The organism is Caldimonas caldifontis (assembly GCF_002930615.1).
Taxonomy (GTDB): Bacteria; Pseudomonadota; Gammaproteobacteria; order Burkholderiales; family Burkholderiaceae_C; genus Caldimonas; species Caldimonas caldifontis.
Map to the genome: position 1 here is coordinate 186,787 of NZ_PSNX01000003.1, position 23,944 is coordinate 210,730.

Annotated in this window: 24 protein-coding genes and 1 pseudogene; 11 read left to right on the top strand and 14 right to left on the bottom strand. The window is 69.1% G+C overall.

Annotated features, from left to right (window positions below):
- Nucleotides 1-9: 9 nt before the first annotated feature.
- The 3 genes from C1704_RS04135 to C1704_RS04145 are packed head-to-tail and all read right to left on the bottom strand — an operon-like array spanning nucleotide 10 to nucleotide 2,693.
- Complete coding sequence (locus C1704_RS04135) at nucleotides 10-483, bottom strand: aromatic-ring-hydroxylating dioxygenase subunit beta (RefSeq protein WP_104301273.1); 474 nt, start codon at nucleotides 481-483, stop codon at nucleotides 10-12.
- A 1-nt stretch (nucleotide 484) separates the two neighbouring features.
- Nucleotides 485-1,714: an aromatic ring-hydroxylating dioxygenase subunit alpha gene (locus tag C1704_RS04140; RefSeq protein ID WP_104301275.1), complete on the bottom strand. Its 1,230-nt coding sequence runs from the start codon at nucleotides 1,712-1,714 to the stop codon at nucleotides 485-487.
- A gap of 7 nt (nucleotides 1,715-1,721) precedes the next feature.
- A complete protein-coding gene (locus tag C1704_RS04145; protein ID WP_104301277.1) occupies nucleotides 1,722-2,693 on the bottom strand; it encodes a Bug family tripartite tricarboxylate transporter substrate binding protein in 972 nt (323 codons plus the stop codon).
- Between the two features lie 109 nt (nucleotides 2,694-2,802).
- On the opposite strand from C1704_RS04145, the gene C1704_RS04150 reads away from it, so the two are divergent.
- Nucleotides 2,803-3,564, top strand: coding sequence for an IclR family transcriptional regulator domain-containing protein (locus C1704_RS04150; RefSeq protein WP_104301279.1), 762 nt, complete (start codon nucleotides 2,803-2,805; stop codon nucleotides 3,562-3,564).
- A gap of 24 nt (nucleotides 3,565-3,588) precedes the next feature.
- Here the strand turns inward: C1704_RS04150 and C1704_RS17965 are convergent.
- A pseudogene (locus C1704_RS17965) lies at nucleotides 3,589-4,457 on the bottom strand (EamA/RhaT family transporter).
- A gap of 132 nt (nucleotides 4,458-4,589) precedes the next feature.
- On the opposite strand from C1704_RS17965, the gene C1704_RS04160 reads away from it, so the two are divergent.
- Nucleotides 4,590-5,243, top strand: a complete 654-nt coding sequence (locus tag C1704_RS04160; RefSeq protein WP_104301281.1) for a GntR family transcriptional regulator — start codon at nucleotides 4,590-4,592, stop codon at nucleotides 5,241-5,243.
- Nucleotides 5,244-5,257: 14 nt separating this feature from the next.
- Here C1704_RS04160 and C1704_RS04165 read toward each other — a convergent pair whose 3' ends face one another.
- The 5 genes from C1704_RS04165 to C1704_RS04185 are packed head-to-tail and all read right to left on the bottom strand — an operon-like array spanning nucleotide 5,258 to nucleotide 7,937.
- Nucleotides 5,258-6,178, bottom strand: coding sequence for an ornithine cyclodeaminase family protein (locus tag C1704_RS04165; RefSeq protein ID WP_104301283.1), 921 nt, complete (start codon nucleotides 6,176-6,178; stop codon nucleotides 5,258-5,260).
- 23 nt (nucleotides 6,179-6,201) lie between these two features.
- Nucleotides 6,202-6,951: a sulfite exporter TauE/SafE family protein gene (locus C1704_RS04170; protein ID WP_245876370.1), complete on the bottom strand. Its 750-nt coding sequence runs from the start codon at nucleotides 6,949-6,951 to the stop codon at nucleotides 6,202-6,204.
- 1 nt (nucleotide 6,952) lies between these two features.
- The gene (locus C1704_RS04175) at nucleotides 6,953-7,231 is read right to left on the bottom strand and encodes a 2Fe-2S iron-sulfur cluster-binding protein (protein WP_104301285.1); all 279 of its coding nucleotides are present in this window, start codon (nucleotides 7,229-7,231) and stop codon (nucleotides 6,953-6,955) included.
- Nucleotides 7,232-7,235: 4 nt separating this feature from the next.
- Complete coding sequence (locus tag C1704_RS04180) at nucleotides 7,236-7,556, bottom strand: ferredoxin (RefSeq protein ID WP_104301287.1); 321 nt, start codon at nucleotides 7,554-7,556, stop codon at nucleotides 7,236-7,238.
- A gap of 24 nt (nucleotides 7,557-7,580) precedes the next feature.
- Nucleotides 7,581-7,937: a 2Fe-2S iron-sulfur cluster-binding protein gene (locus C1704_RS04185; RefSeq protein ID WP_104301289.1), complete on the bottom strand. Its 357-nt coding sequence runs from the start codon at nucleotides 7,935-7,937 to the stop codon at nucleotides 7,581-7,583.
- Nucleotides 7,938-8,214: 277 nt separating this feature from the next.
- Between C1704_RS04185 and C1704_RS04190 the strand changes: the two genes are divergently transcribed.
- The 5 genes from C1704_RS04190 to C1704_RS04210 all read left to right on the top strand — a co-directional run bounded on the left by C1704_RS04190 (nucleotide 8,215) and on the right by C1704_RS04210 (nucleotide 12,784).
- The gene (locus C1704_RS04190) at nucleotides 8,215-8,940 is read left to right on the top strand and encodes an iron-containing redox enzyme family protein (RefSeq protein ID WP_104301291.1); all 726 of its coding nucleotides are present in this window, start codon (nucleotides 8,215-8,217) and stop codon (nucleotides 8,938-8,940) included.
- Nucleotides 8,941-9,013: 73 nt separating this feature from the next.
- Complete coding sequence (locus C1704_RS04195; protein WP_104301293.1) at nucleotides 9,014-10,471, top strand: aldehyde dehydrogenase family protein; 1,458 nt, start codon at nucleotides 9,014-9,016, stop codon at nucleotides 10,469-10,471.
- Between the two features lie 32 nt (nucleotides 10,472-10,503).
- The gene (locus tag C1704_RS04200) at nucleotides 10,504-10,980 is read left to right on the top strand and encodes a GlcG/HbpS family heme-binding protein (RefSeq protein WP_104301295.1); all 477 of its coding nucleotides are present in this window, start codon (nucleotides 10,504-10,506) and stop codon (nucleotides 10,978-10,980) included.
- Between the two features lie 16 nt (nucleotides 10,981-10,996).
- Nucleotides 10,997-11,992 (top strand): 2Fe-2S iron-sulfur cluster-binding protein, encoded by a 996-nt coding sequence (locus C1704_RS04205; protein WP_104301297.1) that lies wholly within the window; start codon nucleotides 10,997-10,999, stop codon nucleotides 11,990-11,992.
- 12 nt (nucleotides 11,993-12,004) lie between these two features.
- On the top strand, nucleotides 12,005-12,784 hold the full coding sequence (locus C1704_RS04210) for an SDR family oxidoreductase (RefSeq protein WP_104301299.1): 780 nt from the start codon (nucleotides 12,005-12,007) through the stop codon (nucleotides 12,782-12,784).
- Here C1704_RS04210 and C1704_RS04215 read toward each other — a convergent pair.
- The 4 genes from C1704_RS04215 to C1704_RS04230 are packed head-to-tail and all read right to left on the bottom strand — an operon-like array spanning nucleotide 12,778 to nucleotide 16,210.
- Nucleotides 12,778-13,482, bottom strand: coding sequence for a cysteine hydrolase family protein (locus tag C1704_RS04215; protein WP_104301301.1), 705 nt, complete (start codon nucleotides 13,480-13,482; stop codon nucleotides 12,778-12,780). The genes C1704_RS04210 and C1704_RS04215 overlap by 7 nt on opposite strands.
- 18 nt (nucleotides 13,483-13,500) lie before the next feature.
- Nucleotides 13,501-14,355, bottom strand: a complete 855-nt coding sequence (locus tag C1704_RS04220; RefSeq protein ID WP_104301303.1) for an ABC transporter permease — start codon at nucleotides 14,353-14,355, stop codon at nucleotides 13,501-13,503.
- A gap of 5 nt (nucleotides 14,356-14,360) precedes the next feature.
- A complete protein-coding gene (locus C1704_RS04225; protein WP_104301305.1) occupies nucleotides 14,361-15,173 on the bottom strand; it encodes an ABC transporter ATP-binding protein in 813 nt (270 codons plus the stop codon).
- Entirely contained in the window at nucleotides 15,173-16,210 is a 1,038-nt protein-coding gene (locus C1704_RS04230) for an ABC transporter substrate-binding protein (RefSeq protein WP_104301307.1), read from the bottom strand. The genes C1704_RS04225 and C1704_RS04230 overlap by 1 nt, the downstream gene beginning before the upstream one ends.
- A 433-nt stretch (nucleotides 16,211-16,643) precedes the next feature.
- On the opposite strand from C1704_RS04230, the gene C1704_RS04235 reads away from it, so the two are divergent.
- Genes C1704_RS04235 through C1704_RS04245 form a run of 3 tightly spaced genes read left to right on the top strand, consistent with a single transcriptional unit; the run spans nucleotide 16,644 to nucleotide 20,330 of the window.
- On the top strand, nucleotides 16,644-18,182 hold the full coding sequence (locus tag C1704_RS04235) for a hypothetical protein (RefSeq protein WP_104301309.1): 1,539 nt from the start codon (nucleotides 16,644-16,646) through the stop codon (nucleotides 18,180-18,182).
- A gap of 32 nt (nucleotides 18,183-18,214) precedes the next feature.
- Nucleotides 18,215-19,684, top strand: a complete 1,470-nt coding sequence (locus C1704_RS04240; RefSeq protein WP_104301682.1) for a gamma-glutamyltransferase family protein — start codon at nucleotides 18,215-18,217, stop codon at nucleotides 19,682-19,684.
- A 25-nt stretch (nucleotides 19,685-19,709) separates the two neighbouring features.
- Entirely contained in the window at nucleotides 19,710-20,330 is a 621-nt protein-coding gene (locus tag C1704_RS04245) for a glutathione S-transferase family protein (protein ID WP_104301311.1), read from the top strand.
- 24 nt (nucleotides 20,331-20,354) lie between these two features.
- Here the strand turns inward: C1704_RS04245 and C1704_RS04250 are convergent, their stop codons facing one another.
- On the bottom strand, nucleotides 20,355-21,251 hold the full coding sequence (locus tag C1704_RS04250; RefSeq protein WP_146076024.1) for a hypothetical protein: 897 nt from the start codon (nucleotides 21,249-21,251) through the stop codon (nucleotides 20,355-20,357).
- A gap of 298 nt (nucleotides 21,252-21,549) precedes the next feature.
- Between C1704_RS04250 and C1704_RS04255 the strand changes: the two genes are divergently transcribed.
- Nucleotides 21,550-23,943 carry a DUF6351 family protein gene (locus C1704_RS04255; protein WP_104301314.1) on the top strand — a complete coding sequence of 798 codons (2,394 nt, stop codon included), beginning with the start codon at nucleotides 21,550-21,552 and terminating at the stop codon, nucleotides 23,941-23,943.
- Nucleotide 23,944 lies beyond the last annotated feature (1 nt).

Genomic DNA, 23,944 nt, shown 5'->3' on the forward strand with positions numbered 1-23,944 from the left:
GTCCGGTCCTCACAGCGGCAGCGCCAGCAGGGTGTCGGTGACGGTGCTGTCGCACACGGCCACGCGCTCGGCCAGCAGCAGGCGCCCCCCTTCGCGCACGAAGCGGTCGTGGTAGGCACCGGTGGCGAACAGCTCGGTCGGGCCGGTGGCCATGATGCGTGCCACCATGAACGGCGTGCGCGCTTCGATGGCCGCCTGGCCGTAGCCGGTGATCCACGGCATGCCCAGTAGGTGCCGGTAGCGGTGGCGCTCGTAGATGTTGGCCTCGCGCAGCGCCGCCACCCGGTCTTCGAGCATGGCGCGCGAGTCGGCATAGACGATGCCGGCCGGCAGGCCCTCGCGGTGGTTCTCCACGTGCGTGATGCGGTAGTGGCAGCGTTCGGTGAAGAAGCCCGGCCAGGACTCCAGGGCGTCGCCGTCGATCGCATCGGCATAAGCGGCGTTGAAGGTGCACAGCTCGATCAGGTCGTGATGGACGTCCATCTCACACCCCCATCAGGCTGCGGTAGGCTTTCCAGAAGCCGCGCACCGAGGCCTCGGTGGCGCGGCCCTCGCTGGAACAGGCCTGCTCGCCGCCCATCTCGAGCACCGCCTCCTGGTCCCGGGCTCCGGCGATGCCACGCTGCACGAAACCGCCCACGGCTCCGTCCTCCATCGAGATGAACCCCGCCGGGCCGATCAGGTTGGCCTGTTTGAGCCTCACCTGGCGCTGCTCGGCGGTGTCGTCGGCATAGCCCAGATAGGTCCAGTTCAGCTCGCTGCGGCCCGTGCCCTTGGGCAGCACCTGGCGCACGGCCAGGCAGTTCTGGATCTGCTGCAGCACAAAGCCGGGGAAGACCGAGAGGATCTGCAGCGTCACGCCGTCGTCGAACTCGGGAAAGCCCTGCAGCAGCGTGGGGTCCTTGAGGCGGTAGCGGTCCGTGTCCGAGCGCAGCCCCTGCTCCTTGTAGGACGTGTCCTTGGCCTGCGGGTCGATCATCGAGTAGCTCACATGGTGAGCACCGCTGTCGTCGACGATGACGCCCCCCTTCTGCGACAGGCGGTTGAGCTCGAAGGTCGTGAAGAACAGGTGCAGCAGGCTCGCGTGGTAGCTGTCCTTCACGTTCTCGACATAGAGCTTCCAGTTGTTGGGCAGGCCCTGGGTGAAACGGCCGATCACCTGCACCGGCTTGTGCAGCACGCGCTCGATGCGCTGGCAGATCTCCTCGCCAAGATAGTCCTCGATGCCGGGCACCTCGTCATGGAAGCTGCCGAACACCAAGCCGCAGAAGCTGGCGATGCGCAGTTTGCGCGGGCCGTGGTCCTCCTTGCAGAAGCCCGGCGGCATGCCGCCCTGACCCTTCACGCCCTGCTCGAACGCCACCCCGGTGAGGTCGCCCCGGCGGTTGTAGCTCCAGGCGTGGTAGACGCACTGGAAGCTTTCGGCCCGGCCGGATTTCTCCAGCGCGATCAGCGCACCGCGGTGCGCGCAGCGGTTCTCGAAGCCGTAGAGCTCGCCGTCGCCGTCGCGCACGACCACCACAGGGGTCTCGCCGACGAAGGTGGTGCGGTAGTGGCCCGCCTCGGGCACTTCGGCCTCCAGGCACAGGTAGTTCCAGGTGGGGCCACGGAAGAGCCGGGCCTGCTCCTGCTCGTGCAGCAGCTCGTCGCCGTACACCGCATACGGCACGCGGGTCAGGCCCTGGCTGCGCCAGACAATCGGCTGGGTGTGCATGGGGATCTCACTCCATCTTCACATTGGCGGTCTTGATGACCTGGTGCCACTTGTCCGACTCCGTGCGGATGAACCGCGCGGCCTGCTCGGGGCTCCAGCCACGTGCGTCGGCCCCCTGTTCGGCGAACTTCTGCTTCACGTCCGCCTGCGCCAAGGCCGCGGACATCGCCTGGTGATGGGCCCGCACCAGCGGCTCGGGCGTCCCCGGCGGGGCCACCACCGCAAACCAGGTGACGGCCTGCATGTCCTTCAGACCGCTCTCGACGAAGGTGGGCACCTCGGGCAGGGCCTGCGATCGGGCTTCGTCGGCCACGGCCAGGATGCGCAGCTTGCCGGCCCGGTGGTGCGTGGCCGACGAGCTGAGGTTGTCGAAGAACACATCGACCTGGCCACCGATCAGGTCGACCAGCGCCGGGGCCGTGCCCTTGTAGGGCACGTGGACCATCTGGGTGCCGGTCAGGTTCATGAAGAGATTGGCGGTGAGGTGGGAGGTCGAGCCGTTGCCCTGGGAGGCGTAGCTGACCTTGCCCGGATGGGCCTTGAGGTAGGCGATCAGCTCGGCCACGCTGGTGACCGGCAGCTTCGGGCTCACGGCCAGCACATTGGGCACCGTCGCCAGCACCGTCACAGGCACCCAACGCGTGGGATCGAAGCCGAGCCGGGGATACAGGTGGTGGTTGATCGCGATGGGCCCGGGGGGAGAGGCCAGCAGCGTGCCGCCGTCGGGGTCGGCCCGGTACACCACGTCGGCACCGATGTTGCCGCCTGCCCCGGAACGGTTCTCGACCACGACACCGGCCGGGTGGTTGGGGCGCAGCTTCTCGGCCACCAGCCGCGGCAGGATGTCGGCCGTGCCGCCAGCCGGGAAGGGCACGACGATGCGCAGGGCGGCAGGCAGGGACTGGGCAAGCGCAGAGCCGCAGATCACGCCGCAGGCCGTCAATGCGGCCAGCCTGCGCAGCAGGGAACGGGGGGGCATGGTGGTCTCCTTGTCGAATCGGGGCCTTTGAAGTGTGGTCGCCGGTTTGACCCGGAACAAGCTAGATTTGCGCCATGCGCAAACTTCTGCTGCAACGCAAGGCCTCGCCATGTCGGACAAGGATTTCGTCACCGCGCTGCGCAAAGGGCTGGACACCCTGACCTGCTTCAGCCGTGTGCACAGCCGCCTCACCCTGTCCGAGGTGGCCCGGCTGACGGGGTGCACGCCGGCCTCGGCCCGCCGGTCGCTGAGGACCCTCTGGCACCTGGGCTACCTGGAGTGCGACGGCAAGCACTACTGGATGAACCACAAGTGCCTGTTGGTGGCCAATGCCTATCTGGCCTCGCGTCCGCTGCCCTCGCTGGCGCAGCCGCTGCTGGACGGCCTGAGCGAGCGCACGCGGGAGTCCGCCTCGCTGGCCAAACTGCTCGATGGCGAGGCCCTCATCATCGCGCGCAGCACCGCGCGCCGCAGCCTGAGCGTGGGCCTGGGCATCGGCTCGCGCCTGCCGGCTTACTGTTCCGCCCTGGGCCGGGTGCTGCTGGCCAGCCTGCCCCGCAGCGAGGTCCGCGCGCGCGTGCGCCAGATGACGCTGCAGGCCCTGACGCCGCGCACCGTCACCGACGCCTCCGAGGTGATCGCCCGGGTCGACGAGGCGCGCGAGCGGGGGTTCGCCACCAGCGATGGCGAGCTGGAGATCGGCGTGCGCTCGATGGCTGTGCCAGTGTTCAATCGGGCCGGCGCCGTGGTGGCCGGCCTGAGCATCGCAGTGCGGGCCGACCGCATGGGCCTGTCCGAGTTCATCGAGGGCTTCCTGCCGATGCTGGGCCGTGCGCGCGACCGCCTGGGCGAGCAGATCTACCAGGACTGAGCCCGCCCGCGCGGCCGCTGGCTTTCACTCCCGGGCGGCTGGTTCCACCGGTTGCGGCCTGACGCGCAACGCCGCCACCACACCGGTCACGAGCAGGGCGATGCCCCCCAGCGTCAAGGCGTCGGGCCAGGTACCCCGCAGCAGGTAGGCGTAGGCCAACGCCGCCAGGGTCTCGAAGTCGATGAACTGTTCGGCCAGGGTGGAGGGCAGGCGCTGGCTAGCTTCGTTCCAGCACACCGTGGCCAGCCAGGACGAGAGCACGGCCACGATGAGCAGGCCGCCGACAAAGGCCCACGGGTCGGTGCCGAGGCCGGCGAAGCTGTGCCGCCGCCCAGGCGGCCCCAGGCGAACACGGTGAGAGTGCTCAGCAGGGCCGGCGGCAACGTGGCCAGTCCCTGGGCGGTGGCCCAGGTGCGGGGGCTGCGGTCGGGATTGGCGCGCAGCCAGTCGGCGTTGCCTCGCGGGTACCAGGTCCAGCAGTCCATAGCACCCACAGCCAGCGCCGCGCCGCTGACGTAGCGGCCCAGGTCGGCCGCCGGGTCATGGGCCAGGGCCCGCAGTTCCGCCTCGTTGATCAGCGCGATGCCGACGACGATCAGCGCCAGCAGCAGGGCCAGACGATGCCAGGGGAACAGCCCGTCGCGGGCCGCGTTGCGCCGGTTCGAGACCGAGGCGATCGCCACCGGCAGCGTGCCAATGATCAACGTGGGCAAGGGGACACCGGCGCGCGTGAGGCCGGCCAGGCGCCTTCGGTCCTGCCAGGCCAGGGGGAGGGCGATCAGGCCGAAGGCCAGCTGTGCGGCAGGCACCTCGGGCCGCCACAGCGGCAGCAAGAACACCAGACCCCACATCAGGCCCGCCGCCAAGGCGAAGAATGCACCCGGCCATACCATGGGCGTCAAGGATTGCTGCCCCCATGGGGCTGCACCGGATGGCGCCGGAACGCTGGTTTGACCTAGATTGGATTCTGTATCCCGATAGACGAAATAGAATCAGGCACCCGTCACTCGCCCGCCGCATCCACCATGGACACCCGCACAAAAGCAGCCACGCTGGGCGCGACCCACTCGCCGCTGACCCACTTGGTGGTGACCGCCCTGCGCGAGCGCATCCTGGGCGGCGCGATTCCCCCGGGCGAACGGCTGGTAGAGGGTCGGCTGTCCGAAGAATTGGGCGTGTCGCGCATGCCCGTGCGCGAGGCCCTGCGCCAGTTGGCGGCCGAAGGCCTGGTGACGATCGAGCCGCGGCGGGGTGCGTCGGTGACCAGCTTCAGCGCCGATCAGGTGCGCGAGCTGGTGGAAGTGCGAGCGACGCTCGAAGGTCTGAATGCGAAGCTCGCGGCGAAGCGGCACGATCCTGCCCAGATTGCCGAGCTTGAGCGCATCCTCGAGGAAGGCACGCGCCTGGCCGAGAGCGAGGACGTGGCCACCACGATGCTGATGAACCAGCGCTTCCATGACGCACTGGGCAACATCGCGGCCAACTCGGTGCTGCAAGACATCATGCGCTCGCTGCGCGACCGCACGGCCCTGCTGTTCGCTCCCATCAACCGGGTGCGTGGCAAGCAGAACTGGGAAGAACACGCCGCCATCCTGCGCGCGGTGATCAAGGGCGATGCGGAGCTGGCCGCGCTGCTGGCCACGCGGCATGTCTACAACGCGGCCCAGATGGAGCCCTGAGAGCCGCTGCCGGCTCATGCCCGATCCAGCAGGCGCTTCCAGGCCAGCCCGGCCAGGGCCACGTCTTCCAGGCCCACGCCGACCGACTTGTACAGCGTGATCTCCTCGTCGGTCCGGCGCCCGAGGGCCTGTCCGGTCACGAGGGCGCCGAGTTCCACGAGCTTGTCGGGCGTGACCAGGCCGGGGGCGGCCAGCACCAGATCACCGGCCTCGCGCTGCGTCTGAGGCCGCCATTCCACCGCGATGCACGCGGCGCGCTGCAAGGCGCGGTCGTCCAGTTCGCGGGTGTGGGGCAGGCTGGAGCCGATGGCGGCGACGAAGGTCCCCGGGCCCAGTTGATCGCCGGTGAACAGCGGCGTGGTCGAGCGCGAGGCCGTCACGACGATGTCGGCGCCGTCGATCACCTCGGCGGCCTGGGTGCACATGCGCACGCGGGTGCCGCACTGGGCCTGGAGTTGTGCGGCCAGGTCCGCCGGTGCATAGGGGTCGCACACGCGGATCTCCTCCAGCGCGAACGCCTGCGCCATTTGCTGGGCGTGTGCGCGACCCTGCACGCCCGCGCCGAACAGGCCCAGGCGGCGCGAAGCCGGTCGCGCCAGGTGGCGAGCGGCGATCACCGAGCACGCCGCGGTACGCAGGCGCGTGATGGCTCCCGCATCGAAGGAGGCCAAGGCCCGGCCGTCCTCGGTGGAGAACAGCAGGATCGCGAAGGTGAACCGGCCCTGGATCGTCGTGTAGACCTTGGCGCCGGCCACCTGCTGCCCCGGGATCACGGCGCCCAGCGTCGACAGCTTGACGCCGCCGGCTTCGGTGCGGATGCGCTCCTGCATCGCCGCCTCGCCGTGCCCGAAGGCCCGGAAGGCCTCGAGCAGCACCTGCTGGGCGTCCTGCGGGCTCACGGCCGCGTCGATCATCGCATCGGTGATGTGTTGCATCTGGAGTTCCTCGAAGAAGGGGGTCAGGAGCGGGCCAGCGTTTGCACCAGCACGCCCAAGGCGCCCAGGGAGGCCAGCGTCAGGAGCAAGGGGCGCAGGCTCACGCCGGCCAGGCGGCGGCGCAGGCGCGAGGAGATCGTGAAACCCACCAGCATCCAGGGCAGGAGCAGCGCGCTCAGCAGGAGATGCGCCGCCGACATGCGGCCCACCACGGCCAGTGCCACCAGCGAGACGGCCGCACCGATGAAGAAGATCGCACCGATGGTGGCCCGCAGCCGGTCGGGAGGCAGGTGCTGCATGGCGATCGCAAAGGGTGGGGCGCCGGCCGAGGTGATGGTGCCCATCAGGCCCGACGCCAGACCGGCGATGGTGGTGTTGCGCGCGTTGTGGTCCACGCGCCACCCGCCCAGGCTCAAGGCCACGCCGGCCAGGATGAGGGCGGCGAACAGGAAGGACAGGGTGCTCACGCTCAACCAGACCAGGCAGGCCATCGCCAGTGCGGTGCCCAGCACCCGGCCCAGCAGCGCAAAGCCCGTGGTGTGCCATTCGATCGCCTCGCGCTCGCGCAGGGCCGTCATCAGGGCCAGCGGGCAGCCCAGGGCCAGCAGCGGGCCGGGCACCAGCTCGGGGAACCACAGCGCCGCCAGCGGCGCGCAGAACATCGCAAAGCCCAGACCGCCCACCCCTTGCAGGCAGGCCCCGGCCATCACCATGCCGCCCATGCCCAGGTAGCTCCACAGGCCCAGGCCCTGAGGCCACCAGCCCGTCTCCATCTCACCACGACACGGCGATGTCGCCGCGCACGAAGGTCTGGCAGGCCATGCGGTAGCCCTGGGCGAGCTGCTCGTCCGACAGGTGCTTGCGCTCCTTGGGCTTGACCTCGTCGGCGTGTTCCAGGCCCTGCTCGATGCGGCACTTGCAGGTGCCGCAGATCCCTCCGCCGCACTTGAAGGGGATGCCGCCCTGTTCACGCAGGGACACGCGCAGCAGGTTGCTGTTCTCGGGGGCGCTGACGACCTTGCGGTCGTTGTTGATGAAGGTGATCTGGATCATGGGCTCAGGCGGCGCGGGGCATCGGAGGCAGGGCACGGGGCTGCAGCACGGCGTCCATGTGGCCGAAGCTGCACAGGTGGCGCAGTTCGGCGCGTGCGCGCTCCAGGGTGTCGAACTTCTCCAGGAACTTGGAGGGCACGAGGTTCACGGTGACCGGCTCGGTCTCGTCGACCAGGCGCACCCGGGTCTCGGCCTGCAGTTCGGCGATCACGAATTGCGCACGCACCCGTCCGTAGAACAGGTAGTCGTAGGCCTCGACGGGCTGCAGGCCGGCGCCGGCCTCGGTGCGGAACTGGCCGGGCTTGCTGGTGAGAATCACGTACATGGTCGGGGCTCCAGGCAGCGGCGCTCAGGCCGAAGGCGGCGGGGCACTGTGCACCCCCCGGGGTGCCACGGCGGCGATGGCGGCGGGAAGAGGCTCTTGCTGCAGCTCGATGTCATGCTCCAGCCAGAGCTGGCAGGCGAGCCGGTAGCCTTCCTCCAGGCGTGCACCGAGCTGCTTCTTCTCCTTCCAGTTCGGCGGCGGCAGGTGTTCGGCACCGCGCAGCACCTTGCAGGCGCACTTGGCGCACTTGCCCATGCCGCATTCGTACTGCAGATGGGGGTAGGGGAACTGCCGGATACCGGCGCGCACCACCAGGTTGGTCTTGGGTTGGACCTCGTCCCGGTAGATCTGGCCGTTCTTGTGCAGGGTCACGACGGGCATGGCGGATTCTTTCGTGTCGGTGGCGGCAAGGCGGACTGTTGGTATACTGTATACTGATATCCAATTCCAGATCAAGCCCCTCGAACGCCCTCGGCATCGGGGCTTACCCGAGCGCCGCCCCTCCTCGACCCCGTGCGGACTGCGCGCAGCAGGCGGGCCCATCCGGCCGCCCTCGGGACAACCCGGGTGTTGACTTTCCGGTATTCGGTATACCGTATCCATTGACACGTATCATGTCACCGTTCCCGCCGCCCTTCACCCCTCACAGGAGCCCGAGATGTCCCGACTGATGAACCGCGACGAATTCCGCACCGCCCTTGAAGAAGCCATCAAGGGCAAGAGCGCCAACAAGGCCCCCTTCAGCATCGCCTGGGCCACCGGCCAGCTCAGCCGCGAGCACCTGGCCCGCTGGGCCGAGAACCACTACCACTACGTGGGCCCCTTTGCCGACTACCTGGCCTACATCTACGCGCGCACGCCCGACCACATGACCGAGGCCAAGGACTTCCTGCTGGCCAACATGTACGAGGAGGAGATCGGCGGCGACCGTCACACCGACCTGCTGATCCGCTTCGCCGAAGCCTGCGGCACGACACGCGAGCGTGTGATCGACCCCGACAACATGTCGCCCACCACACGCGGGCTGCAGAGCTGGTGCTATGCGGTGGCCATGCGCGAGGACCCGGTCGTGGCCGTGGCCGGCCTCGTGGTGGGCCTGGAGTCGCAGGTGCCCTCGATCTACCGCAAGCAGACGCCCATCCTGCGCGAGAAGTACGGCTTCAGCGACGAGGAGGTCGAGTTCTTCGACCTGCACATCGTCTCCGACGAAATCCATGGCGAGCGCGGCTACCAGATCGTGCTGGAGCACGCCAACACGCCCGAGCTGCAGCAGCGCTGCCTGAAGATCTGCGAGATCGGCGCGCAGATGCGCCTGCTTTACACGACGGCCCTGTACCACGACTACGTCGCCAAGGACATCCCCAACCTGGCGCTGGCCGCCTGAGCCCCGCCGGCTGCGGCCGCCCGGCCGCGGCCCGTCCCTGTTGCCTGCCCCAGCCCCCCCGACGAGCCCGAGCATGTCCCAGCCCATCGAAGAGTTCCTCAACCACATCAACGGTGAATGGGTGCGCAGCCTGAGCGGCCGCACCTTCGACAACGTCAACCCGGCGGACACGCGCGAGGTGGTGGGTCGCTTCCAGGCCTCGGCCTCGGCCGATGCCGAAGCGGCCGTGGCCGCCGCCTCGGCGGCCTTCGACGGCTGGCGCAGGACACCCATCGGCAAACGCGCGAAGATCCTCAATGCCGCAGCCGACTACCTGGAAGCCCACGCCGCGCGCTTTGGCGAAGAACTCACGCGCGAGGAGGGCAAGTCCGTGGCGCTGGCCAAGGACGAGTTCCTGCGTGCGGCCCAGACCTTCCGCTTCTACGCGATCGAAGGCCAGACCTTCGGTGGCGAGACCTATCCGCAGGACGACCCCGGCATGATGGTCTACAGCGTGCGCGAGCCGCTGGGGGTTGTCTCGGTGATCTCGCCCTGGAACTTCCCTGCCTCGATCCCGGCGCGCAAGATCGCCCCGGCGCTGATCACCGGCAACACCGTGGTCTTCAAGCCCTCGTCGGACGCCCCGCTGTCGGGGCTGCGGCTGGCCGAGGCCCTGGTGCAGGCCGGCCTGCCCAAGGGGGTGCTGAACTTCCTCACCGGCCGAGCCGGCGACGTGGGTCCGGTCATCACCACCTCCCAGGCCGTGCGGGCCATCTCCTTCACCGGCTCCACCCAGGCCGGCGAGTCGATCCACCGCACCGTGCACCTCACCACGCGGCTGCAGATGGAGCTGGGCGGCAAGAACCCGCTGATCGTGATGGAAGATGCCGACCTCGACCAGGCCGTGGAGCTCACCATCAAGGGCGGTTTCTCGCTGACCGGCCAGGCCTGCACCGGCACCAGCCGTGTGATCGTGATGCGCGAGGTCCGCGAGGCCTACACCCAGCGGCTCGTCGAGCGCGTCCAGCAGCTCAGGATCGGCCCGGGCTTGACCCCCGGCATGGACCTGGGCCCGCTGGCCACGGCCAAGCAGCTCGACACCGTGCTGGGCTACATCGAGCTCGGCAAGCGCGAAGCCCGGCTGCTTTGCGGCGGCCAACGCCTGGGCGGCAGCGTCTACGAGCATGGCTATTACGTGGCGCCGGCGGTCTTCGACAACGTCACCCCGGCCATGCGCATCGCCCGCGAGGAAATCTTCGGGCCGGTGATCGCGGTGATCGAAGCCGAGAGCTTCGACGACGCGATGGCCAAGGCCAACGACACCGAGTACGGCCTGTCGGCTGCGATCGCCACGCGCAACCCGCGCTACATGCAAGCCTTTGCTGACGACATCCAGTCGGGCACGGTCAAGATCAATCGCACCACCACCGGCAACCTGGTGAACGCGCCCTTCGGCGGCGTCAAGCACTCCAGCACCTCGACCTTCCGCGAGTCGGGCCGCGTCGGCCTGGAGTTCTTCACCCAGACCAAGGTGGTCTACCGCGGCCTGTGAGCCGCGACCCCATTCTTTCGAAGGACAGGCTCATGAAAACCTCTCTCAAGCTCCAGCTCGACGAAGCCCGCCAGATGGCCCGAGCCGCGCTCGCCAAGGCCGCCGAGATCGGCGTGCCCGAGACGGTGTGCATCACCGATGAAGGGGGCTTTCCCCTCGTGCTCGAGCGCATGGACGGCGCCCGCGTGACGGGCCCGCAGATCGCCTGGAACAAGGCCTTCACCGCCGCCGGCCACAAGCGTTCGACCCACCTGTTCAACACCGCGCCCAACGGCCCTGCGCTGCCCGGCAATGAGGCGTTTGGCATCCAGTGGAGCTTCGAGGGCAAGTTCGCCGTCTTCGTTGGCGGCTTCCCCATCGTCGTCAACGGCGAAGTGGTGGGGGGCGTGGGCCTGAGCGGCGGCAACGGCGAGCAGGACACCCAGTGCGGCCTGGCCGCGCTGCAGGCGCTCAAGGAGCTGCTGGGCGCCAGCCACGAGGTGGTCGTCCAGGCCGACATCAAGAAGTGAACGCCCGGAGACGAGCATGAGCCATCGTGTGCTGTGGCTGGAAACCGGCCAGACCTTCGAGGTCGAGCCCGGCGAGGCCGTGCTCACCGCGGCCCTGCGCTGCGACGTGGGCCTGCCGCACGAGTGCCAGTTCGGCGGCTGCGGGAGCTGCCGCGTCCGGCTCGTCGACGGCCGCGTGGACTACGACGAGCCGCCCCTGGGCCTGAGCGAGGAAGAGGCCGCCGAAGGCTACGCCCTGATGTGCCGGGCCCGGCCGCAGGGCGACCTCGTCATCAGCGTGCCTCGGCCCGATGCCTGCTCGCAGCCCACGCGCATGCGCGCCACCGTGGCGGGCCTGCGCCCGCTGGCGCGCGAGGTGCTGCATCTGGAGCTGCGACTGCCCGAGGAAGCCGGCCTCGTCTACCGGCCGGGCCAGTACATGAACGTGCTGCTCGACGACGGTCGTCACCGCAGCTTCTCGATGGCCTCGCGCCCCAACGGCGCGCGGGTGGACTTCCATGTGCGCCGCATTCCGGGCGGCCGTTTCACCGACCGGCGCCTGGCCGCCCTGCGCGAAGGCGAGAGCCTCGAGGTCGAGATCCCGCTGGGCAGCTTCCGCTACCACGCCGAGGACGATCGGCCGCTGGTGATGGTGGCCACAGGCACGGGGCTCGCGCCGATCAAGAGCATGCTGGAGTCGCTGATGGACAGCGACGACTGCCCGCCGGTCAGCCTGTACTGGGGCATGCGCACCGAAGACGAGCTCTACCTGCACGACGAGATCCAGACCTGGGCCGAGCGGCTCTACGACTTCCACTACGTGCCCGTGCTGTCGCGGGCCGGGGACGGCTGGAAGGGCCGCCGCGGGCACGTGCAGCAGGCCGTGCTGGCCGATCTGGGCGACCTGTCGGAGCATGCCGTGTACCTGTGCGGCTCGCCTGCGATGATCGCCGACGCGAAGACCGCCTTCGTCGCCCGCGGCGCCAGCCTGGATCACCTCTACACCGACAGCTTCGTCTTCCAGAGCGCCTGAAGGAGGCCGTGCATGGACCTGGGCATCGAGGGGCGGCGTGCGCTCGTCTTCGGCGGCAGCAAGGGCATGGGCCGCGCCTGTGCGCGGCACCTGGCCCAGGCCGGCGTGCAGGTGTGCATCGCCGCCCGCACCGAGGCGACCCTGGTCGAGGCGGCCTGCGCGCTGGCCGCCGACACCGGCCGCACGGTGGACTGGGTGGTGGCCGACATCACCACCGAAGCCGGGCGCGATGCTGCCCTGGCGGCCTGCCCCGCGCCAGACATCCTCGTCAACAACGCCGACGGCTTCCCGCCGGGGGATTTCCGCGAGTGGCTTCCGGCGCAGTGGCATGCCGCGCTGGACGCGATGATGGTCGGCCCAATCGAGATGATCCGACGCACCGTGGATCCGATGATGGAACGGCGCTTCGGGCGCATCGTCAACATCGTCTCGCGCAGCGTGAAGTCACCGCACCTGGAGCTCGGCCTGTCCAGCGGCGCGCGCTCGGGCCTGGTGGGCTTCTCGGTGGCGTTGGCCAAGCACACGGTGCGCCACAACGTCACCCTCAACAACCTGCTGCCCGGGGTGTTCGCCACCGATGCGCAGCGCCGCCATGTGCACAAGCTTTCGCAAACGAGCGGCCGCCCGTTCGAGGAGATCTGGGCCGAGCGCGAGCGGAGCAACCCCGCCCGGCGCTTTGGCGACCCCGAGGAGATCGGCGCGTGGTGCGCCTTCCTCGCCTCGCAACACGCCGGCTACATGACCGGTCAGAGCCTTCTCGTGGACGGCGGGGACTATCCCGGCATCTATTGAGCTGGAGCGCTCATCGGGCGCGCGGCATGTCCGGGCCGAAGCCGCTCGATCACCTCGCCGGTGCTCAGCACATCGCCGAAGAACAGCATCCAGTTGTTCAGGCAGTGCTCGTGCTCCTGCGGGGTGACGGCCGACAGCGCATCGTCCACCATGATGGTGGCGTAGTCCATCATCATCGCGTCGCGCGCGGTGGACTCGCAGCACACGTTGGTCACGGTGCCGCCGATCAGGACATGTGTGACGCCGCGCGACTTCAGCACCTCGTTCAGCCGGGATGAGCCCGGGACCAGCGCGCTGTAGCAGCGCTTGACCACACGCTCGTCCTCGGGTGCCGGGCGCAGGCCCGCGGCGATCTCGAAACCCGGCGAGGTGCTGGCCAGCTCGCGCAGCCGGCGCGCGCTGCGCTCGGGGGTGAGCATGTGGGCGTGGTGGTGGGACCAGAACTCGTCGGCCCCGTCGGCGCTGGTCTGCACCCAGATCACGTGGCCGCCGGCCGCTCGCAGTGCATCGGCCAGGCGGTTGACGGCGGGGAAGGTCGCGCGCGCCGGGGCGCATTCGCCCAGGTAGCCCGGTTGCGTGTAGTAGTTCTGCAGGTCGATGACCACGAAGGCCGTGCGTTCGGCGACCAGGGTGTCATAGGGATGCAGCCGGCCCTGCCGAGCCACGACACGGTCGACCACCCACTGTGGGAATTGCATGTGCGCTGCTCCTTGCGTTCAGCGGTAGCGTTTGGACAGCGCGGACTCGATGCGTGCGATCGCGAGGTACATCACCCCGGACAGCACCCCCAGCACGACGATGGACGTCATCACCACGTTGAGCTTGAAGACCTGGCTGCCGTTGACGATCAGGAAGCCCAGCCCCTGGCTGGCCGACTGGAACTCGCCGACGATGACCCCCACCAGGGCCAGGCCGATGTTCATCTTCAGCGCGGCGATCAGCGTGGGCACGCTGCCGGGCAGCACCACCAGGCGCAGCACCTGCGCGCGGGTTGCGCCCAGCGTGCGGGCGAGCTTGATCTTGTTCGGGTCGATGCTCTGGAAGCCGTCGTACATCACCATGATCGTCACGAAGACGGCGATCGCCACGGCCATGCCGTACACCGAGTACTCGGACCCGAGCCAGATGTAGAAGATCGGCACGAAGGCGATCTTGGGCATCGCATTGGCCACGACGAGGAAGGGATCGAGGACCTTGTGCGCAAAGCTCGACCACCACAGCCCGGCGGCCACGCCCGTGCCGATGAGCATGCTGAGCATGAAACCGATCAGCGTCGCCTTGAAGGTAGCCCAGGTGTGCCCCAGCAGGTTGCCGCCGTCCAGCAGCTCGAGGAAGGTGGGCCACAGCGCGCTGGGATAGCTCGTGAGCATGGGATTGACCACGTGCGACTTGGCCAGGATCTCCCACAGCAGCAGGAGGACGCCCAGCAGCGCGATGCGCGTGGCCAGGATGTAGTGGCGCCGCCGCTGCTCGCGCGCGCGCCAGGCGAGGTAGGCCGCGCTGGGTTCGCGCGACGGGGTGGCCGCCACCGGGGCCCCGCCGGCCACGGGTGCGGAAGCACTGGAGTTCATCGGTTTCATCCTTCCACGTGGACGTCGAGTTCGTCCCACAGGGTCGCGAAATAGGCGTTGAATTCGGGCAGCGAGCGCACCTCGAAGGGGCTGGGGCGCCGGCCTTCGCAGCTCGGGAAGTGCATGCGGTGCTCGGACTTGATGCGCCCCGGCCGGCGCGACAGCACGACCACGCGGTCGGTCATCGCGATGGCCTCGCCGATGTCGTGCGTGACCAGCACCACCGACTTGCCCTCCTCTCGCAGTACCTCGACCACTTCATCGGCAATCGCCAGGCGGGTCTGGGAGTCGAGGGCCGAGAAGGGTTCGTCGAGCAGTACGACATCCGGATCGGTCACAAGCGTGCGAGCCAGAGCGACACGCTGGCGCATCCCGCCCGAGAGCTGGCGTGGGTAGTGATTCAGGAAATCGCCCATGCCGCACTTGTGCAGCAGGTGCGCCGCGCGTTCGCGTGCCTGCTTCAGGTTGCGCCCCTGGATCTCGGCGCCCAGGACGGCGTTGTCGAGAATAGTGCGCCACTCGAATAGGTAGTCCTGCTGCAACATGTAGCCCACGCGGGGCGAGGGACCATTCACGCGCTCGCCATGCACCCACACCTCGCCGGACGAGGGCTCCAGGATGCCGGCCATGAGGGACAGCAGGGTGCTCTTGCCGCAGCCGGACTGACCGATCAGGACCACCGAGAGGTGGATGCGCTCCAGCGCCTGGGTTTCGCCTTCGGGGGTGAAGTAGCGCAGGGAGACGTCGCGAATCTCGATGCGTGGGGCGCGCTGCGCGGTTTCGCCACCGGCGGTCGGACGGTCAAGTACGGCACTCATCATTGGGCCTTTGCAGTGAAGTCGGTTACGACCACCTGCTCGTACTTGACGCGCTTGGCCGCATCTAGCACGCCGCTGGCCACCAGCATGTCCTGCAAGGTGTCGATGGCAAAGCGTTCGACGGTCGGGTTGGTCTTCCACAAGCCGATGTCGCGGTAGCGGTCAATGGCAGCCACCAGTTCGACCGTGCCCATACCAGGGAAGAATTCGGCGATATGCTTGGCCAAGTCAGCCGCCGGAGCTGTGGCCACGTACTTCTGGGCGCGCACGATGGCATTTGTCCAGGCCTGGGCCACCTGGGGATTGCGCTTCAGGAAGGGGTCGGTGGCGGTGAAGACGGTGTAGTCCACCGCGCCGACCTCCCGACCGATCGACGCCACCACGAAGCCCTTGCCATTCTTCTCGAGCACTGTGGCTTCAGGCTCGAGGAAGATGGCGTAGTCCGTCTGCCCGGCCATCCAGGCCCCGGTGCGTGCAGCCGCGCCGATGTTGTTGACGATGCGCAGATCCTTCTTCGGGTCGATGCCATGCTTGCGCATCGCTGTCTCGAGGAAAACGTCGGGGTTGGAACCGGGACGAAAGCCCATGACGGCCTTGCCCTTGAGCTGGCCCCATTCGAACTTGGCCGCGGGCTTTTCACGGGCGACCAGCAGGAAGCCATCGGTGGCGGTGAGGCCGGAGAAGATCTTGGGCTTGACCGGCGATTCGCTGTTGGCGACATAAATAGACGCCTCCGGGCCGATCAGCACAATGTCGGCGCTGCCCGATAGCAGCGCGGCCATGCCCTTGTCGGTGCCCTGGGAGGTTTTCATCGACACGTCAAGGCCAGCTTCACGGAAGTAGCCTTGGTTCAGCGCCACGTACGTGGGCAGATAGAGCACCGAGCGCACCACTTCCTCATAGCGCACCTTGGTGGGGGACGCGACGGACTGTGCAGCCACGGTGCAAGCCAGGCCCAGCCCCGCTGCAGCCATGCCAAGCCGCAGCAGCAAGCGGGACCACAAGGGACGGGGGGATGGGGTGGACTCAGAAGACATGGCGCTCTCACTCCTGTGCTGTGGTGGTTCGAACCCCGGGAGGCGGGATCGAGAAATACTGTATGCAACATGTGTGCCGCGAGGGTGCGGGGCGAACTTTTGAAGGGGCCGGCACCTCAACGTCCCCGGCAGAAAGCTTAAACGGAATACAGTATTCATTCTCTAGGGATTGCCCTCCCTCAAGCAGACATCACCGCGCGCAGCCCTCCAACAGGGCGCCGCGCCGCACATGAACTGAGCTCGGGGGATCAAAAAGCGCCCTGTTTCGGTGCATTCTGCTCGATCTGAGCCGACTGATCGCTTCGGGGAAGCCCTTGAACCTCGCGTTTACCCTGTGGCATGAGCCTTGCTGAGGATCAATACTTCTGAATACTGTATACCGCACTTCGGTCACAGATTGCCCTCCTTCCCCACGATTCCTAGGAAGCTGCCCATGGATGTCTCTACCGCAATCGGCCCCGCGCACTGGGTCTACCTGGCTGGCGTGGCGATCATCGTGCTGACGATGATCCTGCGCGCCAATGTCGTCGTTCCATCCATCCTCGCGACGTTTTTCGTGGCGCTGGCCTGGTCGGGGAGCCCGATCACCGCGCTGGGCAGCATCTTCAGTGCCAGCTTCGTGGCAGCCAAGGAGTTGTTCAACATCTTCCTCATCATCGCCTTGATGACGGCGCTGCTGAATTCGCTCAAGGCGCTGCGCTCGGACATCCGCATGGTCGAGCCCTTCCGCGCCGTGATGAAGAACGGTCACGTGGCCTTCTTCATCCTGGCGGCCATCACCTACGTGATCTCGCTGTTCTTCTGGCCCACGCCGGCGGTGCCGCTGGTGGCGGCCGTGCTGCTGCCCGCGGCCATCGCAGCCGGCCTGCCGCCGCTGGCCGGGGCCATGGCCATCGCGATCGCCGGGCAAGGGATGGCCTTGTCGTCCGACTATGTGATCGGCGTGGCACCTGGCATCAGTGCCAAGGCCGCCGGCGGTGCCGTGAGCGCCGCCTTGGTGGCAGACCGTGCATTGGTGCTGTCGCTGGTCGTGGGCGGTATCGCGTTGCTGCTGTCCTACTTCACGATGCGCAAGCACATCGTGCCGGCGAACAACGGCTTGCTCGACCGCTGGCTCTCTCAGCCCCTGCAAGCCAACGTGGGACGCATCGAAGGGGCAGGACCCTATGACAAGTCCGAGATCGCGCGAGGCACCGGCCGCGAACAGCCGATTGCGACCGACTCCGACTTCGACCGCGAGCTCGACGCCGTGGAGCGCCGCCGCGTGATCTGGTCCAAGCTGTTCGCCGTGCTCACGCCGCTGGCCTTCCTAGTGGTGGTGTTCGTGATGGTGGCCCCGAAGTTCATGTCCGGCATGCCTGATCTGAAGGGCGGTGATGCTGCGATGCTGGTGGGCGGCATGGCCGCCATGCTGATGATTCTGACCGCGCTGGCCGGGGAAGGTGCGCGCAAGATGCTCGACACCAGCGCAGAACACATCACCGAAGGCTTTGTCTTTGCCTTCAAGGCGATGGGGTCCGTGCTCCCGATCGCCGGCTTCTTCTTCATGGGCTCTGGCGAGACGGCGGGCGCCATCCTCGGCATTTCCGGCCAGGCACCGAGCCTGCTGTTCGAACTGGTACAGGCCGGCCAGGACTACATCCCGCACAGCGGCCTGCTGGTGGCCTTCGGCGTGCTGATCGTCGGCATGGTGACCGGCATCGACGGCTCGGGCTTCTCGGGTCTGCCGCTGACGGGCACCCTGGCCGGTGCACTGGCCCCGGCCACCGGCATGGAAACCGCCGCGCTGGCCGCGGTGGGCCAGATGGGGGCGATCTGGACGGGCGGCGGCACGCTGATCGCCTGGTCCTCCCTGATCGCCGTGGCCGGCTTCGCCCGCGTGCCCGTGCTCGAAGCCGCACGCGCCCTGCTGCTGCCGGTGCTGGTGGGCCTGGTGGTGGCCACGGGCGTGGCCGCGGCCCTGTGGGGCTGAGGCCAGGCAGATCCCCGATGGACCGGCACCCGATGGACCGGCACCCGACGCCTCCTGCCGGCGTCCTCGGCGAGCGGGCGATGGTGGCCACCGGCCACCCGCTGGCCGCGCAAGCCGCCGCCGACGTGTTGCGTGAGGGTGGCAGCGCCGTCGACGCCGCCGTCGCGGCCGATGCCGTGCTCGGGGTGGTGGAACCCATGGCCACCAGCATCGGCGGGGACCTGCTGGCAATGGTCGTGCCGCCCGACGGCGCACCGCTGAGCTACAACGGCACGGGCCGCGCGCCCGCCGCCCTGGACCCGGCACAGATCGAGGCCCTGCCCGGGCGGCGCATCCCCGAGCGTCATCCCCTGTCCGTCACCGTGCCCGGCGCGGTGCGGGGCTGGCACGACCTGCACCGCCGCTTCGGCCGCCTGCCCTGGGCGCGGCTCCTGGAAGCCGCCATCGGCGCGGCCGAGCAGGGCTTCCCCGTGGCCCCGGTGGCGGCACGCGAATGGAGGCTCTTCGAGCCCGTGTTGCAGCGCGACCCGGTGTGCGCGTCGCTGTTCCGGGCCGGCCGCGTGCCCCGGGCCGGTGAGGTCTTCTGCAACCCCGAGCTGGCCGCCACCCTGCGCAGCATCGCCCAGGACGGCCCCGAGGCCTACTACCGCGGCACCCCGGCGCGTGCGGCCGCCCAGGCCGTGCAGGCCCTGGGCGGTGTGCTGGCGGCCGAGGACTTCGCTGTCCACAGCGGGCATTTCTGCGCGCCGGTGCTGGCGCGCTTCCGGGGCCTGACTGTGCTGGAATGCCCGCCCAACACCCATGGCGTGGCCGTGCTGCATGCCCTGCAGGCGCTGGAAGACCGGCCGCTGGACCCCGAGGCCCCCGACAGCCATGTGGCGATGGTGCACGCGATGCGCGAGGCCCTGCAGCACGCCCGCAAGACGGTGGCCGACCCGGCGGGCAACACCGTGTGCACCGTCGTCGTCGACGCCGACGGACTGGCCATCAGCCTGATGAGCAGCGTGTTCAAGCGCTTCGGCTCGGGTATCGCCGTGCCAGGCTGCGGCTTCGTGCTGCAAAACCGCGGCTTTGGCTTTGCCGCCCCGGGCGAGCTCAACGGTGCCGCGCCGTCGCGGCGCCCCTATCACACCGTCGTGCCGGGCGCTGCCCTGAAGGACGGCCGCTTCCATGCGGCCCTGGGCGTGGTGGGCGGTGCGATGCAGCCTCAGGGCCAGGTGCAGCTCTTCGTGCGCACGGCGGCCTGGGGCCAGCCCCTGCAGGCGGCCATCGACGCCCCCCGCTGGCGCCTGGAATCCGACACCGCACTGGCCGCGGAGGAGGGCGTGCCCGAGGCCGTGCGCGCCGCCCTGCGGCAGGCCGGCTATGCCGAGCCCGCCGGCATGGGGGAACTGGGCGGGCGCAGCGACTTCGGCGGCGCCCAGATGGTGATGCGCCTGCCCGATGGCCGCTTGGCCGGCGGCACCGACCCCCGCAAGGACGGCCAGGCCCTGGCCGTGTGACCCCTCGTATCCACCCCCTGCACCCATGACCCTGACGATTTACGGCATCGCCGCCTCCCGCGCCATCCGCCCGCTGTGGGCCGCCGAGGAGCTCGATCTGACCTACCGGCACATCAAGCTGCACCACGCCGCCCCCGAGACCAAGGCGCCCGACTACCTGAGGCTCAATCCAAACGGCACGGTCCCGGCCCTCGAGGATGACGGCCTGGTGCTCTTCGAGTCCCTCGCGATCACCCTGTACCTGGCGCGCACCTACGGCCCCAGCCGGCTGTGGCCCGATGACGCGGCCGACCAGGCCCGCGTGCTGCAATGGACGCTGTGGGCCGCCACCGAGGCCGAGCCGCCCGCGCGGCAGTGGTTCCACCATACGGCCTTCCTGCCGCCGGCCGAGCGCCAGCCCGCCCTGGCCGCAGCGGCCCTGCAGGCATTGGGTCGACGCCTGGCCGTGCTTGAGCGGCACTTCGCCGACGGCCGTCCCCACTTGCTGGGCGACGATTTCACGGTGGCCGACCTCAACCTGGCCGCGGTGCTGCAACGCCTGAAGGACTTGGGGGGAGGGGACCATCCCCGACTGAGCGCCTGGCATGCACGCTGCCTGGCACGTCCCGCCGCACAGCGGGCCTTTGCGCTGCGCCAGGCAGGCTGAGGCCCGGCCGCCCGAAGCAGGGCCTCAGCCCAGCTCCTCGCCCCCGGCACTCACCACCCGCGTGTTGCCCAGGCCCAGCAGGTCGCGCGCCTCGCGCAGCAAGGGCATCACCTCACGCAGGTTGCGGTCGCGGCGCGAATGGATGAGGTAGCGCTCGATGTCGAGCACCAACTCCCCCAGTTCCTTGAGCGTGCTGCAGCGTGCCAGCCGCGCCGGGACCCGGGAGGTGAAGGGCGGAGGCTCGCGGCGCACCACGGTGCGCAGGAGTTCGAGCACCTGGTCGTGCAGTGCCGTTTCTGAAGGGGTGGTCTCAGGGCTGGGTTCGTCTTCGACCACCGTGAGCACAGGCAGCTCGACGGGCATGGTCAAGGTGAGCGGCGGCAGTTCCGGATCGGTGGGGGGCTTGCGGCTGGCGCGCGGTGTGGACGACTTGGCAGGGCGCACCTTGGGGGGCGGTGACGGTGGCCGCACGGCCGCTGCCGCCTTGGGCGCCGGCGCCTGGGCCTGAGAGACCGGCGGCATCGAGGCCGCTTGCGCAAGGGCCCGGGCCAGCGGTGCCAGCGGCATGCCTGCCTGCGCTGCGGAATGGGGGAGGTCCGCTGCCGCCTCCGCGGGGGCCGGGACTGGCTCGGACACGACCGGCACCGGCACCGACACCAGCAAGCCCGCCGGTTCCTCGATCGGCGGGGCCGGCACGGGGTCGGGCCGGGCGGGCAGCTCCACCAGGCCCAGTTTCAGCAAGTCCTCGAAATGCTGGGTGCTCGCCCCGGCCTTCTGCGCCATGCCCAGCACTTCGGCGAGCGGGCGCACGCCATCGACCAGCAGCAGTACCGTGCGATGGCGCTGGCTGAGCCGGTGGACGCGGTGACGCAGCTCCTCGTGGCCGAGGGCGGTCTTGGTGGGGATTGCGGGTGTGCTCATCGCCGAAACGAAGCGCGGGCTCACATTGTGGCGTACCGCCAGAGTGCGCGCCGTGCATCCAGCACAAATCGGGCGGTCGGCGTCGGTGGAAAGTCACAGTCGGGGCGCTCAGCGACCCTCGGACGGCAACCGCGCATCATGCACCAGCCATCGGGCCCGCGGGGCGCCGATCGGGCGGGCGCCCCCCAGATGTGTGGATGCAGGCGCACAACGCTGGCCTCGGACCGTCGCCCGGCCTAAGGTGGGCGGCTCCAGAACCGCTGACGAGGCCGGCACAAGGCCCGAAGGAGACAAACCCATGCATTCCGTCTGGAAGACCCTGGTCCCCGGGGCGCTTGGCGCCGCCCTGCTGGCCGCCTGTGGCGGTGGGGGCGACGCGCCCACCGATGTGGCGGCGCTCGACGTGTCCGCGCAAGGGGCCGGCCACGGCGCCGCCGCGCGGCTCGAGATCGTGTCGAGTCCGCCGCAGTACGTGTCGGGCGGCGACGCACGCGTCGTCATCTCCGCCGCCCCCGGCCTGCGCCGCCACCTGGAGCTCTGGCTCAACGGCCGCAAGCTGATGGACGCCGACGCGCTGCCGGCCACGACCGAGGGCTTCGAGGGCGTCGTCGCCGGCCTGCGCAACGGCCCCAACACCCTGGAGCTGCGCCACAAGGGCCGGGTCGTGATGGACCGGCTGGCGCTGAAGAACCACCCGATCACCGGGCCGATGTTCTCAGGCCCCCAGCAGCAACCCTTCATGTGTACGACCACGCAGGGGGCGGTGGGCCGCCAGCCGGTGGTGGAGTCGGCCACGGGCCCGGGCTTCCCGGTGTTCGACGCGGCCGGCAACCGCATCGGCTACACGCGGACGTGCTCCATCGACACCTTCGTGACCTACTGGTATCGCACCACGACCAACCAGTGGCAGTTACTGCCGACCGACGGCTCGACGCCTGCGAACATGCAGCGCATCACGCTGGCCGATGGCCGCGAGGTGGACTTCATCGTGCGCCAGGAGCGCGGCAGCATCAACCGCTTCCTCTACAGCTTTGCAATGCTGGCGCCCCGCGGGGAAGATCCGTCATCGCCGGACCTGAGCCTGTGGAACCGCCGGCTGCAGTACTGGTTCCAGGGCGGCGTGGCGATCGGCCACAGCCAGGGCACGCTGCACAGCGGCGCGATGAACGCCGACATCCTGCGCACCGGCCAGGCCATCGTGCATTCCAGCGGCAACAACACCGGCACGCACTACAACCTGCAGGTGGCCGCGGAAACCGCGATGATGACCAAGGAGCGCTTCATCGAGCGCTACGGGCGCCCGCTGTACACCTACGGCCTGGGCGGCTCGGGCGGCGCGATCCAGCAATACATCCTGCAGCAGAACAGTCCCGGCATCCTCGACGCCGCCCTGCCCGTGCAGTCCTACCCCGACATGGTCACCCAGACCATCCACGTGGGCGACTGCGAGCTGCTCGAGCACTACATGGACGCCACCGACCGCGCCAACCCGAAGTGGCGGGTCACCAAGAACCGCACCTGGCTCGTGGGCATGAACGCCGAAGAGGGCTTCGCGCGTGTGAACGATGCGCTGGTACCGCTCAAGCAGGCGCTGGGCTACAGCACGGCGCCGGGCTCGACCGAGTGCATCCCCGGCTGGCGCGGCCTGTCACCGCTGGCCATGAACCCGCACTACGGCCAGGCCCCCAACCAGCAGCTCTACGAGCCGCAGAGCGAGGTGGCCGCGATCCGCTGGACCCACTATGACGACCTGCGCAACATCTACGGCGTGGATGCCACCGGCGCGGCCCGGCCCACCTGGGACAACGTGGGCGTGCAGTACGGCCTGCGCTCGCTGCGCGCCGGGCTCATCACGCCCGAGGAGTTCCTGCACCTGAACTGGCACGTGGGCGGCTGGAAGCATCCCAGCCAGATGGTGCAGGAAGGCTTCCCCTTCTTCGGCACCACGCAAGCCGAGATCAACCGGGCCCTGACCGAACCCGGCTACTTCGACCCCTGGAGCCGGCGCAACATGAACCTCAGCCCCGGGCCCGACCAGCCCGCGCCACGCACCGCCGGCGATCCGCTGGCCATGCGCGCGGCCTACACCTCGGGCATGGTCTTCGGCGGCAAGCTCTCCGTGCCCACCATCGACCACCGCCAGTACATGGAGCGCGAACTCGACATGCACAACGTGCACCAGAGCTTCGCGGTGCGCCAGCGCGTGCTGCAGGCCATGGGCCATTCCGATCACCTGGTGATCTGGTTCACCGACACGGTGCCAGGGCAGCCCAAGGCGAGCAACACCTTCGATGCCATCGCGGTGATGGACGAATGGATGGCCAACCTCCGCGCCAACCCGAAGAAGGGCATCGCCGCCAACCGCCCGGCGCGTGCGGTGGACAGCTGTTTCGACGTGCACGGCCAGCTCATCTACGCCGGCGCCGACGCGTGGGATGGCATCCTCGACAACAAGGTCCCCGGCCCCTGCACCCAGCGCTTCCCGATCTACGGCACCTCGCGCACCGTGGCCGGCGCGCCCATCGAAGGCGGCATCTACCGCTGTGCCCTCAAGCCGGTGGAGCAGGCCATCGCCGACGGCACCTACGGGGCTTGGATGCCCAGCGGCGCCCAGGTGGCGGCCCTGCGTCAGATCTTCCCGCAAGGCGTGTGCGACTACAGCAAGCCGGACCAGGCGAAGCCGCAGAAGTAAG